General features: G+C 61.7%; 11 protein-coding genes. 8 read left to right on the top strand and 3 right to left on the bottom strand.

Annotated elements, in window-relative coordinates; genetic code table 11:
- Positions 1-6: 6 nt before the first annotated feature.
- From ACQ4MY_RS01075 to ACQ4MY_RS01065, 3 genes are read left to right on the top strand one after another with little or no spacing between them, the layout of a single operon-like run.
- Complete coding sequence (locus tag ACQ4MY_RS01075; RefSeq protein ID WP_440093247.1) at positions 7-2,151, top strand: T6SS effector phospholipase Tle3 domain-containing protein; 2,145 nt, start codon at positions 7-9, stop codon at positions 2,149-2,151.
- Positions 2,151-3,731, top strand: a complete 1,581-nt coding sequence (locus tag ACQ4MY_RS01070) for a type VI lipase adapter Tla3 domain-containing protein (RefSeq protein ID WP_440093245.1) — start codon at positions 2,151-2,153, stop codon at positions 3,729-3,731. The genes ACQ4MY_RS01075 and ACQ4MY_RS01070 overlap by 1 nt, the downstream gene beginning before the upstream one ends.
- 13 nt (positions 3,732-3,744) lie before the next feature.
- The gene (locus ACQ4MY_RS01065; protein WP_008085009.1) at positions 3,745-4,005 is read left to right on the top strand and encodes a PAAR domain-containing protein; all 261 of its coding nucleotides are present in this window, start codon (positions 3,745-3,747) and stop codon (positions 4,003-4,005) included.
- 33 nt (positions 4,006-4,038) lie between these two features.
- Here ACQ4MY_RS01065 and ACQ4MY_RS01060 read toward each other — a convergent pair whose 3' ends face one another.
- Positions 4,039-5,499: a fatty acid desaturase gene (locus ACQ4MY_RS01060; RefSeq protein WP_440093243.1), complete on the bottom strand. Its 1,461-nt coding sequence runs from the start codon at positions 5,497-5,499 to the stop codon at positions 4,039-4,041.
- A 245-nt stretch (positions 5,500-5,744) separates the two neighbouring features.
- On the opposite strand from ACQ4MY_RS01060, the gene ACQ4MY_RS01055 reads away from it, so the two are divergent.
- Positions 5,745-6,404 (top strand): hypothetical protein, encoded by a 660-nt coding sequence (locus ACQ4MY_RS01055; RefSeq protein ID WP_440093241.1) that lies wholly within the window; start codon positions 5,745-5,747, stop codon positions 6,402-6,404.
- A complete protein-coding gene (locus ACQ4MY_RS01050) occupies positions 6,398-7,513 on the top strand; it encodes a hypothetical protein (protein WP_440093239.1) in 1,116 nt (371 codons plus the stop codon). The genes ACQ4MY_RS01055 and ACQ4MY_RS01050 overlap by 7 nt, the downstream gene beginning before the upstream one ends.
- On the opposite strand, the gene ACQ4MY_RS01045 is transcribed toward ACQ4MY_RS01050, so the two are convergent.
- Both ACQ4MY_RS01045 and ACQ4MY_RS01040 read right to left on the bottom strand, forming a co-directional pair.
- On the bottom strand, positions 7,501-8,394 hold the full coding sequence (locus ACQ4MY_RS01045) for an esterase/lipase family protein (protein ID WP_440093648.1): 894 nt from the start codon (positions 8,392-8,394) through the stop codon (positions 7,501-7,503). The two genes, ACQ4MY_RS01050 and ACQ4MY_RS01045, sit on opposite strands and share 13 nt — an antisense overlap.
- Positions 8,395-8,408: 14 nt before the next feature.
- Positions 8,409-9,287 (bottom strand): metal-dependent hydrolase, encoded by an 879-nt coding sequence (locus tag ACQ4MY_RS01040; RefSeq protein ID WP_440093237.1) that lies wholly within the window; start codon positions 9,285-9,287, stop codon positions 8,409-8,411.
- 104 nt (positions 9,288-9,391) lie between these two features.
- On the opposite strand from ACQ4MY_RS01040, the gene ACQ4MY_RS01035 reads away from it, so the two are divergent.
- Genes ACQ4MY_RS01035 through ACQ4MY_RS01025 form a run of 3 tightly spaced genes read left to right on the top strand, consistent with a single transcriptional unit; the run spans position 9,392 to position 12,992 of the window.
- On the top strand, positions 9,392-10,321 hold the full coding sequence (locus ACQ4MY_RS01035) for a fatty acid desaturase family protein (protein WP_440093233.1): 930 nt from the start codon (positions 9,392-9,394) through the stop codon (positions 10,319-10,321).
- Positions 10,321-11,922, top strand: a complete 1,602-nt coding sequence (locus tag ACQ4MY_RS01030) for a GH3 family domain-containing protein (RefSeq protein WP_440093232.1) — start codon at positions 10,321-10,323, stop codon at positions 11,920-11,922. The genes ACQ4MY_RS01035 and ACQ4MY_RS01030 overlap by 1 nt, the downstream gene beginning before the upstream one ends.
- Positions 11,907-12,992, top strand: coding sequence for a Rieske 2Fe-2S domain-containing protein (locus tag ACQ4MY_RS01025; RefSeq protein WP_440093229.1), 1,086 nt, complete (start codon positions 11,907-11,909; stop codon positions 12,990-12,992). Before ACQ4MY_RS01030 ends, ACQ4MY_RS01025 begins: the two co-directional genes overlap by 16 nt.
- The last annotated feature ends 27 nt before the right edge of the window (positions 12,993-13,019 follow it).

The raw sequence follows: 13,019 nt of genomic DNA, 5'->3' as shown, positions 1-13,019 counted from the left end.
TGGGCGATGACTGATCCTACCCAGCCGAAAAAGATCGCTTCCAGCCAATCGATCACCATGCCCAGCGGTGGCGACATCCACCTGATTCCGCCGCCACCGAAGCCCTGTGTGACGATCCTCGTGCACGGCGTCAACGACCTCGCGGGTTGCTACGCACGTATCGAGCAGGGTCTGTGCGAGGGGCTGAACGAACGCCTCGATATGCCGCGCACTTTCCCCAACGGCGCGAACAACCCGGGCTACCTGTTGCCGGCCAGCTACACCGCGCCCGGCGATGATGGCGGCAAGGCCAATAACCCCGATGCCGTGTACTTCCGCCGCAAGGCCGGCGCCTCCAGCAACGGCAGCCAGCCACGCAGTGTGGTGGTACCGTTCTATTGGGGATTTCGCGAGGAAGAAGCCTTCATTCAGAAAACCGAAGCGCACGGTCAGTGGCTGGACCGTGACGGCAACCGTCTGGACAAGGCCGGCACCAAGGAAGGCGGCCAGTTCGCCAACGCCACCACCAACCTGCCCGACATGTGGGGCAAGGGTTTCAACGGCATGCTGCTCGGCTTCATCTCGCTCGACAAAATCGGCGGCAAGCTGACTCACCCGCTGTTTTCAGCCGCCGGTCGGCGTTACATGGTGCTGGCCGCCATGCGCCTGGCGATGTTGATCAAGATCATTCACAAACGTCATCCAAACGATACGATCAACGTGGTTGGCCACAGTCAGGGCACGCTGCTGACACTGTTGGCCCACGCGTTCCTCAAGGAGGACAATGCCAAACCGGCAGACGGCGTGGTCATGTTCAACTCGCCCTACAGCCTGTTCCAGCCGAACATGGACAAGGTCCAGAAGTGGGGTGGGCAACAGACGACCGGAGCGCGCATCGCCACGCTCAACGGCATCTTGCAATTCATCGCCGGCAGCCCTAATCCGGTGCCGGCGCTGTCGGGCGTCGCCCTGAAAAACAAGCAGGGCTACGGAGCGATTGGCGGGCCTGGCTGGACGGGCACGGCCGCGTGTCAAACCACGATCCGCGGAGAAAAGATCACCTTCAACGAGCGCGACAATCGCGGCAGCACCTTTCTCTATTTCACCCCTCAGGATCAGACGGTTGGCCTCAAGAACGTCCAGGGTATCGGTTGGCAGGGGATCGGCGAAGAAGTCGATGGCCAGCCAGCGCGCAAGATTCTTCCGCAACGTTTCCACCAACGGGTCTTTACCGTACGCAAACGTAACGGCGAGAAAGAACTCGTCGGCAAACACGTTCCTCCATACGTCTACCTGTTGCGTCAGGACAGCGAGCAGCCCTGGGAAGACACCGGCCTGGGCTTCATGGACCGGATCCCCAATGGCAGCCTCGACAAGGGCGCCAGCGTAATCTTGACCGCGCCTCCATTGCCGGTGCCAGGCGACGTGAACTTTGCCAACGATGGTGTCGTTACCGCCCCCGGGGAAGACTCCAAAAGCGGGGTCTACCAGGTCAAGGACAAACTCGATCCCGTCGATGCCGCGATCGGCGTGGCCAATGGCGGCTGGGAGCCGGACAACCCACGTTACGCCGAAGCGGAGACCATGGAAGAAGCCCAGGCCTTCAAATACGGGCAAGACATCAAGAGCGTCGAAAAGGCCCGTAACGAGGGCAAGGAAGCCTCGGACTGCGCCCATGTGTTTGCCGCTCGGGCTCAAGGCAACGGCAAGGTCCTCGTCACGCGTGGGGAAACGCCTTATCAGGCACGTATCCGCCTGCAAGGCGAGGAATACTCGCTGGCGATGTCTTTCCACTCATCCATCCCCAACAACCCTGAACACAGCCGCCAGGTGCTGGCCTATGACGTGGCGATCGGGGCCGGCGAATGCGTGGATGAAGCGTCGTTCTATGCGTATCTGTGTCGGGTGGCGGATTGGCGGCTGGACTGGGCCAAGACCGATGGCGGCGCCAACGCGCAATTTCAGGCAGAGAATGAAGATCCGGACGACTCCGTGGATCAGCACTATCAGGAGGAGGACGGTAAGAACCGCGAGTTGATTGACGCTACCGTGGCGTATCGCAAGACCGGCGCGTTACCCGCCATCAGCGACAACATGCCGAGCCTGGTGGCGACCCAGACCCGGACCGAACTCAGAAATGGCGAACCCGTGCGTTTTGGTGGAGCCCCTTGATGCGCTTTGATATTGCTCGTTTGTTTTGCACCGGCCTGCTCCTGACCAGCCCTCTGGTCCACGCGGCTGCACATCCATCGACGGCCAGCCGTTGCTTTGCCAGCGCGGCCTCACCCGTGACTGCCTATACCTCGGCCAAGGAGGCCGCCACCATGCCTGTTGATGCCCGTTACCGCGCCCCTGCCACCTCGCCGCGTCTGGACACGCTGGATGTCCTCGCCATTGGCCTGAGCCTCGACGTGTTCCGTCAGGGCCAGGCCTGGAAAGCCTTGCAGGAACAGAATGCGAAACAGACCGAAGCCCTCCACGTCGGCAGCATTCTGCCCACCGACCCGAAACAGTATCCGGTGGATGGCGACGCCAAAGACCTCGCCTATGACAAGCGCAAGGCTGATGCGCTGGAACTGGGCTTGCGCGACTTCGTCGAGAAGTGGCCGATCCCGACCCTCACGGTCGTGCGTGGCTGGAATCCCGACACACCGAACCTGCGTTACGCCCCGCAAAGAACCCGGGAAATGCTCTCGGGCATGGTCAACAGTTACCGCACGGAAGCGGGCCTGCACTGGCATCGCGTGCGCAATCTGCAAGATGGCGTGGTCTGCAGCGACACCCCGGAAGATCTGGTGGAAAACCTCTTCAACCTGTTCGAACAGAACCCTGACCTCCCCGCTGTGCTGGTCTACAACGTCGAAGGCTTCAGCATGTCGTTCGCGCTGTCGGCGAAAAAGGCGCCGCTGATTGGCGGGCCCGGCCCACGCAAGCCGGGCGAACTCACCGACGCCATGGTCGCCATGGTGGTCGGGCGTCCCGAACGCGTCGAATGGCTGCGTTACTACGCGCAATTTGCCAAGGTCAACGAGAACAAAATCGACCCGGAATTCACCGGTTGGGGCGCGAGCAAACCCGCCGTGGAGTTCCAGCCATCGACGTTCATTCCGCAACCCTGGACCCAGCGTGCGTTCGAGCAATGGGATGCGCAGCCGGTGCTGGCCAAGCTGCATCGGCCGGTCACCGTGTCGCTGCTGCGGCCAGACAATGGCGAACGCCTCAAGCGTGACGCGCTGACCGCCAAACTCGCCGCTGGCTGGAAAGACGCCACCGACGGGCTCGTGCAGAAACCAGCGCGGGTGTTCTTTGACGGCGGCGCGAACACCACGCCGCTGGCGGAGTTGCTGCCGGCGCTCACTGCCGCCCACAGCCCGCTGGATCTGCTCGATTCGCGCGAGAGCTACGACCTCACTCAGCGCTTGGGCGACACCGGCTCGGCTTCGCCGTTCGTTGGCCTGACCCTGGCGACGATGGCCAGTTACCTCAACGCCGACACCAGTGTGGTCATGCCGATGCGGCGCCCGGAGCAGGCGACGATCATTGCCGTGACCTCGCCGACGCCCGGCAAAAAGCCAACGGGCAATGATCATTTCGGCGTCAACCTGATGCCGCAGACTGCGAGCACCGAGGAACCGTCAGCCGTGCCTACCGCGCATTCGGCGCCGAAAATGCCGGGCATCGAGCAGGATCACACGCTGGAAGAATTCCTCGCCGACCAGAAACCGAAAACCAACTGGATGGACGATCTCTAAGAGGCCTGCTGCCATGGACATCATTCGGCTCGGCGACTCCACCAGTCACGGTGGCACCGTCCTTGAAGCTTTCAGCCAGACAGACCTGAACGGCAAACCCATGTCCGGCGTTGGCCACAAGGTAGTCTGCCCGCTGTGCAAAGGGGTGTTCCCGATCACGCAGGGCAGTGCCCTGCTGGATGTCGGCGGCATTGCAGTCGCGCTGCACGGGATGAAAACCGCGTGCGGCGCCAGCCTGATCGCGAGCAACCCCAAGGGTGAGGCTGAAAGCTGAACCCAAGCGGTACCGCGCGGAAACAAGGCTGGATCAGCGGTGTTTGTTCATGCCCGACCAGAGCAGCGAGGGCAGCGTCCGTGAGTCCAGTAACGCTTCATCCGTCGTCACCAATCGTGGAAGCACGTGCCAGGGATGGTTGGCACTGCGGTGATGATGCAGGTGCAGATTGATGTGATAAGGCCAGATGAAAAACCGCCCTGCGTGCCCGACTTTCCAGGCATACGTCCATTCCCGCCAACCGGGGGTCACGTCCGGCCCGCCGCTGTGCTCGGCGATACTGCGGATTTTCTGCAACAGGGTGCCCAGGGTGGCCAGTGGCACAAACCAGAAAAAAACAATCAGCAGGATCGTCTGCGCCGACGTCTGCCAGGCAATCAACGCTAAAAGGCCCAGCCAGATCACACTCGCCGCAACTGCCGGGCCGGTCATCTTCGGTGAGGCTCCGCCCGCTGCCTTGTAGGCGCGCAGATTGCGCAGCGTGTTGATCAGCAACAGATCGCCGAGCATTTGTCGCAGCAACAATTTGCCGCTCAGCGGCCGGAAATCCCAAGGCTGGCGGTGATACAGAAAGCGGCGCTCCGGGTCGTTGGCAGTACCGGTCTGTTGATGATGATCAAGGTGCAGGGGCCGATAGAATTCCACCGGGACGAGGCCCGGCACACCGATCGCCAGGTTGATCAGAAAGTCGTTGAGCCGGCGATGACGGGTCAAGTGATAGTGCGTCGCGTCGTGGTACAGGATGAACAGCGCATGTTGGCGCGCGGCAATCACCACGAAGGCCACGCCATACAAACGCCAGTCCCCCACGTACAGGGCGATGCGCAACGTCACGATGATGCACAGCCATTCCAGCAGGATCGCGGCCATACTGCGCAGATCCACTTTCAGGCGCGTGAGCATGACGGTCATCAAGCCCGCCGCGCCACCGATCGCGGCGCCATACACCACGTCGAGCAGCACGTGCTGCCCCGTGGTCAACACGGTAACCCCGAGCATCACGCTCCACAGACTGAAGAGCCAGGCCGCACGGACGCGCAGGTAAGCAAGGACAACGCTGATCGCAATCGGCAAGGCCACGTGCCCACTGGGCGAGGCAGCCAACGGTGAGTCGAGTTGGTAGAACCACGTCAGCCACTGCGAAGAGCTCTCCGGACGCACGATCATGGTGGGCCAGAACAAATGGCTCAGCAGGCAGGTGCCGGACGCCACTGCCGCGGCAAAAAAGGCTGGCAGCAACCATTCGCGGCGCCGCCCCAGCAGCACCAGCGCCGGCATGATCAGCACATAGCTCAGGTACAACGGCAAGGTGAAAGGCAGTCGAGCAATGTGCGCGTCAAAACCTGTCGGTTCAATCACTCGCACCGCGCCCATCGGGTAGTGCGTGACGAGAAAATACAGCGCGCCCGTCACCACGGTGTAGACCGCTAGCCAGAGGAACGGGCGTGTCACGATCGAGGTATCAAATTGATGACTGGCCAACGTGGATGACATGAATAAGGCGCCTGATGGGTCAGAACACGTGCAACGTTTCCATACCGCCAAGAGCGGCGGCTTCTGCTCGGTTATGCCAGATTTTCAGCGTCAGTAAATGACGGCGACGAAAGGAAGTCTACGTTGCATTGACCCTTTCAACTCGCCAAACTCCAAACATCTTGCTTGCGATGCCGAGGGTCTCCATGCGTTTGAGCGCAACGTCCGTTGAATGCTCCGATCTGCATCCACATGAAATCAACCGGATGTTCGAGATTTATTCGGCGTCCTACTGCGACACCTCTCGCCCGCAGTTCGAACAGGATTTGCAGGACAAGACCCACTGCATCGTGTTGCGTTGCGCGGATCAGAGCATCGTCGGTTTCACCACCCTCAAACGCTATGAGCGCACGTGGTGCGGGCGCCCGATCAGGGTGATTTTTTCCGGTGACACCATCATTGACCGCGAACACTGGGGCAGCCAGCAACTGGCCTTCGCGTGGATGCGCCTGGCCGGCGAGATCTGGCTGGAGCAACCTGACATTCCCCTGTACTGGTTTCTGATCTGCAAGGGCCATCGCACCTATCGCTATCTGGCCGCCATGGCGCTGAACTACGCGCCCCGCGCTGGCGCCGTGACGGATTCTGCGGTTCAGGCACTGGCCGATTATCTGGCAGTGGATCGTTTTGGCGAGGCCTACGACCCGGCAACAGGCGTACTGTCTTTCAAAGTGCCGCAAGGTCGGCTGACGACCGAGTTGGCACACGTCCCGGCGCCGCACTTGCGCCTGGATAACGTCGCGTATTTTCTGCAGAAGAATCCTCATTACGCGTCGGGCGATGAACTGGTCTGCCTGTGTGAATTGCACCCCGATAACCTGCGGCCCATGGCGCAGCGTCTGTTCGCCGCTGCACAACCATGCTGATCCGCCAGGCCTGCGCGGCGGACAACCAGCGACTGCTGGATTTTCAGGCGCAGCGGGCCATGCAGGGTGGTTTGCCAATGCGTTTCGATCGCGGGCCGGACTACTTTGCGCTGCACCGTTGTCATGCCAGCGACCATCGCACCTGGCTGGCCGAGAACGAGACCGGTGATCTGAAGGGCATCGCCAGCCTGGTGGTGCGCGAGGGTTATCTTCAGGGTGACATTCAGCCCGTGGCCTATCTGGGGGATTTGCGACTGGTGCCTGATCGACGCCTGTCGCTGTCGTGGATGGCCGAGGTCAAAGTCCGTCTCGCCGCACTGGCCGCTGAAACGGGGGTGCAGCATGCCTATTGCTGTGTCATCCGCGACAACCGTCTCGCCACACAATCATTGCTCGGCGGACGGCGCGCCAATCCACTCGGGCTGGCGCACTGGCGGGGTTACAGCAACGTCGCCGTGTATGCCCAGCGTGGCTGGGCAAGCACCCCGCGAACGCCGGACCACGTGCGCATCGTGCAAGCGCAGCCGTGTCACGCCGACGCACTCCGGGCGTTTCTCGACCGCGAGTCGGCAGCTCAGCCCTTCGGCAACGTCTTCAGCGAGGCGCAGTTTGCCAGGCGCCTGGAGACCTGGCCGGACTTCGGCCTCTCGTCATTTCTGCTGGCACTCGACGCCCGAGACAACTTGCTGGGCTGCGTCGCGCCTTGGGATGCCGGGCGGATCAAGCGCGTGGTGCTTGAGACCTTGCCGCTGCCCCACCAGGCCCTGCGCCTGGCGTTCAACACCTGTGCGCCGCTGTTGGGGCGCCCCGCCATTGCCGCGCCCGGCGAGGCGTTGCGCGACGTTTACCTGACCCACCTGCACGTCCGCCAACGCGACCCGCAGATTTTTGCGGCACTGCTGGACGCGGCGTGGATGCGCGTTCGCGGTCAGTACGCATTGATGCAACTGTGCCTGTATGACCATGACCCATTCTGGCTGGCCATGAAGCGCTATCGCGCAGTGTCCATTGCCATGGACTTGTACACCGCGCCTTGCGTGGGCAATGCCACGGCGTTGACGCCGCAGGATGCCGAGCGCATCCCGGGCTTTGAAATCTATCTGGTCTGAGCGCAACCGTGGACGACATCCAACAGCGTCAACCAGAAACGCGTGGCGTCAAAGCCACCGCCGCCCAGCACCGGTTGACCGTGATCGAGCCGGGGCAGGCAGATCTGCGGCATGCCCGCGATGCGTTGATGTTCAAGGTAAAACTGGCCGTCATGGGCGCAACCCGGGCGTCGCGCATTGAGGCGGGCATGATGGGTATCGAAGCGTGAACTGGGGACGGCGCTCCAACTGATCACGTGCAGGCATTGCACGTCGGCGGTCAGGTGTTCGAGCAGGTCGCTGATGTGCGGGTCGCGCAGACTGCTGATATCCCGTGCGCCAGCGGCCACCCAACGGGTTTTCGCCAGCACTCGGCGAACGCGATCGAACGGATAGTCGAGGTTCGACTGCCCTGCGCTGCAAGCCAACAGGTCATCGATGACCGTCGACGGACCTGTCGGTGGTTGCACCAGCACCACACCGTCACACGCCTGGCGCAACAGTTTGTCCTGTGCCAATGCCGCGAGCGCGTCGAGCCCACCCTTGCTGTGCGCCAACACGACAAAGCGTTGCCCCTGCCTGAGTTGAGCCGTCAACACCTGACTGATATGTCGGCCCTGCGCCATGACGCCGCGAGAGGAACGCACGGGCATGCGCAAAACCGGATAGCCCAGGCGCCGCAACGTCCGCGCACAATCCTGAAAACAGCCGGGCAGCCATTCGGAAAACAGCCCGGCCACCAGTACCACCAACGTGTCCTGGGAAAGGCTGAGCATGGGCTTGTGCCAGGACGCGATAAATTGCTCCGTGCAGTCCAGCAATGCGTCGGGCGCGACGAATTCGGTCGCCGGAAAATGCCGTGACCACTCGGCAAATCCCTCAGGTGTCCAGGCGGGGGTCATCGCCGAAGGCCCTTTCATGGTGTGCGCCCAGCGTATTCGTCGAGGGTTTGCCGCGCCGTTGCCAACGCTTCACGGGTGTCGAGGTGGTTGGGGTGAAACCCCGGAATGAACCAGGCCAGCCATTTCGGAAACACCCGGGTCAGCGGGCCGGGACGGACGAATAACCAGCCGAGCAACCGCAGCCATTCGCGCCCGTTGCGGCGCTGCCCATCATTGCCTGCCAGTCGGTAAATGAAATACAGGACATCGATGGCAAAGTAGCCCGTCATGATCAGCATGACCCCGCAGCGCATCAGGTATCGCCGCAGCGGATTGCTCACCACCACGCCCAGCACATCGTAGGCAACGGCCTTGTGTTCGGTTTCTTCAATCGCATGCCAGCGCCACAGCATGGCCATCTTCGTATCGGCACCCTCAAGGATCGCCGGATGACGCAGCAGTTGATCGGAGAGGATCGCGGTGAAATGTTCCAGGCTGGCCGTCATGGCCAGGCGCATCGCCGGGGAAAATTTATTGCCCACCTCCTGACGACGCATCAGCAATTGTTCCAGCGCATCAATCGGTGCGCCTTGGGCCGCGAGCAGCCGGTTATACGCGCGATGTTCGCGAATATGCGACGCTTCCTGATACACGAACGCGTCAACCGCCTGGGCCAGCGCCGGATGTTTTTCGAGGGCTTGGCGAAAGTGCACGACACTGTCGATGAAGAGTTTTTCGCCGAGTGGAAACATGATCGACAGGCCATCGAAAAAGCGCGTGACGTGCGGCCAGCCACGATACCAATAGCGCGGAATCTGCTCATCGAGCGCAAAACGCATGTCGCGTCGAGGGATGTCTGCGCCAGCGGGTTTCGTCGCCGAGCGTCTGTTCAGAAGGCGTTTTAGATACGACATACAGTGTTCTGCGGTTCCTCGTTGCCCTGACGCGCCAGCAATTGATCATTAGCGAAGCGATCAGGGCGGTATACTTTTTCGACTCGACCTATCAAGGAGCCCATATGCGCAGTTCCAGTGACATTTCGCAAACGCGTCGTTTCGACGTGGCCAATCTGTGCGTGCTGGCGCTGCAAACGCTGTTGTGGGGCGCGACCCTGACCTGGCTTTCCCACACTGAGGCGGGCGGGCTCAAATGGCTGGTGCTCATCCCGTTCTGCCTGGTCATGCAAGGTGTCTTCTCGATGATGCACGAGTCCTTTCATGGCCTGGCGCACAGTCGCAAGCCCCTCAACTACTTCGTCATGTGGTGGGCTTCTAGCCTGTTTGGCGCTTCGGCGACGCTGATCCATATCAATCACCTGGGTCATCATGTGCGCAATCGTACACGCGCAGAACTGGCCGACTTCGCGGTCGCGGATGAGTCGCTGTGGCGCAAGCGCATCGAGTACTACTTTGCGGTGCTTGGCGGTATCTGGCTGGCGGCGTTTGTCGGCAGCCTGTTATTGCCGGTGCTGCCGGCGCGCATCACCGACAAGTGGTCGCAAACCGCAGAGGTCAACACCTACGCCGCCGCCTTCAAGGACTTCTCCAGCGCCGACTTCAAGCGTATCCGCGTGGAAGTCATCGCCAGTGTCGCCGCGTGGTTATCGATCGGACTCTTGCTGGGATGGACGTGGCAGGTGGTGCTCATCGCCTACCTTGCTTTCGCCTTTTCCTGGTCGTCGCTGCAGTGGGTGTATCACATGCGCACGCCACTGGACGTCGTCGAGGGCGCCTATAACCTGCGGGCCCCGCGGCTGGTGCGCTGGGCGTTGTTGAACTTCAACTACAACCTGACCCATCATCGGCACTCGGCCATGCACTGGCAGCAAATGCATGCCGCTTCCAACCTGAAGGAAACCCGGCCGCTGTGGTATGGCTGGCTGCAGGTTTTCCTGCCCCCGCAGCGGTTACCCGATGATTTGTCGCAACTGGACAAGACCTACTTCTGATGAGCGCCAACATGGATGTGAAACGCGCGCTGTGGCAGACCTTCCTCGAGCACGCCAAGCCCACGCTCGATCAATGGCACGCGCAGCTCGAGCAACCGCAAGCAACGCAAGAACGCTTATTGCAGCGCCTGCTCGAAGCCAATCGCGATTGCGCATTCGGCCGCGCCCACGACTTTGCCCGATTGCAGGACTCGACGCAGTTTCGCGATAACGTACCGGTTCACACCTACGCGCAACTGCAGCCGTGGATCGAGCGCGCGCAACAGCAATCCGCAGCGATTCTGACCACCGACACACCGCTGTTCTTCGAGCGTACGAGCGGTAACAGCGCGCTGCAAAAAGCGATTCCCTACACGCGCGCCTTCCTCGCAGAAATGCACAGCGCGCTGACCGTGTGGCTCGCCGACATGCATCGCCAGGTGCCGGGCATCAGTCATGGCTCGAGTTATTGGTCGATGTCGCCGCCCCTGCAAATGCCCGTGGCCGGGCCGAATGGCATTTGCCTCGGGTCGGCCAGTGATCTGGAGTATTTGAGCGGCAGTCATCTGGCCGGTCTGGCCGGGACGTTGCTGATTCCAGAGTTTAACGGTGCGCAGTCGCAATGGCGCCGCCAGACCCTGCTGGCCTTGCTGGCCGATGCTGATTTGAGTTTTATCAGCGTGTGGAGCCCGACCTTTCTGACCAGCCTGTTACAGCCACTGTTCAACGCCGAAACACCCGAACAGCTGCAGACGTTTGCCTGGCTTGAGGCCGCCCTCCCCGCGCCGCGCCGCTCGGCGCTACGCCGCGCGCGAGCCCAGGGTGACTGCAGCGGATTATGGCCGCGCCTGGCCGCCGTCAGTTGCTGGATGGAAGGGCCGAGTCGCCACTACTTCACGCAACTGGCCGCGCGTTTTCCGCAAACGCAGTGGCTACCCAAAAGTCTGTTTGCCACCGAAGGCGTCGTCAGTGTTCCCTTCGGCGACGGACCGGGTTGCCCGTTGGCGATCGGCAGCCATTATCTGGAATTCCTCTGCGCAGACGGCAGCGTGCGCCATGCGCATTCGTTACGCCTGGGGGAAACGGCGCAGGTGCTGCTGAGCACCGGCGGCGGCTTGTACCGCTACGCACTGGGCGATCGGGTCCGCGTCGTCGGCATGTCGGGGGCCACGCCACGGGTCGAGTTTGTCGGCCGTGCCACAGGCACCAGTGATCTGGTCGGAGAAAAACTCGATGAACACGTCGTGCAGAACCTGTTCGAGGGTTGCCCGGCCACCCAGGGCGGCGCCTGCCTGATCCCCGACGCCTATGCTTCGCCACCGCATTACACGGCGCTGGTGGCGATGTCACGAGACCTTGATGCCAGCGCTTTGGCGCTGACGATCGAAGCGGCACTGGCCGACGCCTTTCATTACGGCCAGGCACGCCAGCTCGGGCAACTGGGACCGGTGCAGGTGCGCCTGCTCGACGGCGGCGCTGATCAACTTGCGCAGGTGTTGCAACAGGCGGCGGAGTTGAGCGGCATCCGTGCGGGCGACTTCAAGCCGCGCGCACTTATCAATCGGCTGGAGACAGCTCAAGCCCTTCTCGCTCTGACGGAAAGCTCATGTCGGTACCTTTGAACAACCTCCTCGAAACACCCGACGACGCGACCCTCGAACAATGGTATGTAGCCTGCGCACAAAAAGAACTGCGCAAAAACAAACCTTACCGGGCGAAGATTCTGGGTCTGAATCTGGTGCTTTTTCGTCAGCGTGACGGCCGGGTAGCGGCGTTGCTCGACCAGTGCGTGCATCGCGGCACACGCCTGTCGGCGGGCAAGATTGCCGACGATTGCCTGGTGTGCCCCTACCACGGCTGGCGCTACGACGCTGAGGGCCAAGTGGTGCACATCCCCAGCGTCGGCAAGAAGTCGTGCACTTCGACGTCCCCCGCGTATCGCTACCGCCAGCGTCACTTTGCGGTGCAGGAACAGGACGGGCTGGTCTGGGTCTACACCGGCACGGGCGACCCGCAAAGCAAAACCGTATTCAAGCTCCCGGTCTACGGCGAAAAACCCTGGCAGTCCTATTTCATGATCAACACCTTCGAGGCCGACGTCGGCAGCCTCGTGCAGAACTTCATGGACGTGCCGCACACTGTTTTTGTCCACGAGGGTATCTTCCGTTCCAGCAGCGGGCGGGCGATGGAAGCCACGCTCGCGTGTAAAGCGCAGAGCATCGAAGTGACGTATCACGATGACGGCGACAAGATCGGTTTGATGAACTGGCTGAGCAACCCCGACGGCGAGCCGCTGGTGCACACCGATCGTTTTTTTGCGCCCAACGTCACCCGCTGCGACTATCGGTGGGGCGAGCGTTCGGCATTCTTCATCATCAGTCAGATCACGCCCATCGACTCACGCCAGTCGCGCGTCTACACCTACATCGCCTACCGCTTCCGCCTACCCCGCTGGGTGCTGGGCCTGTTGCGGCCGTTGATTCATCTGTACACCCACATCGTGATTCGCCAGGACGTGAAAATCATTCAGGCGCACCGCCAAGGCCTCGACAATGTCGCCGATTTCAAACCGTGCAACGTGCAGGCCGATGCCGTGCATATCGGCGTCGACCAGCTATTGGCCGCCGTGAAACGCGGAGAAGCGCTACCGCCGGCACAACGCCGTGAATCGCGGATACGCTTCGAGCTTTGAGGGCGGACGCTGAACGAATCACTGACG

This window comes from Pseudomonas sp. SM4 (assembly GCF_051913165.1).
GTDB lineage: Bacteria > Pseudomonadota > Gammaproteobacteria > Pseudomonadales > Pseudomonadaceae > Aquipseudomonas.
This window is presented reverse-complemented; position numbering and strand designations above follow the sequence as displayed.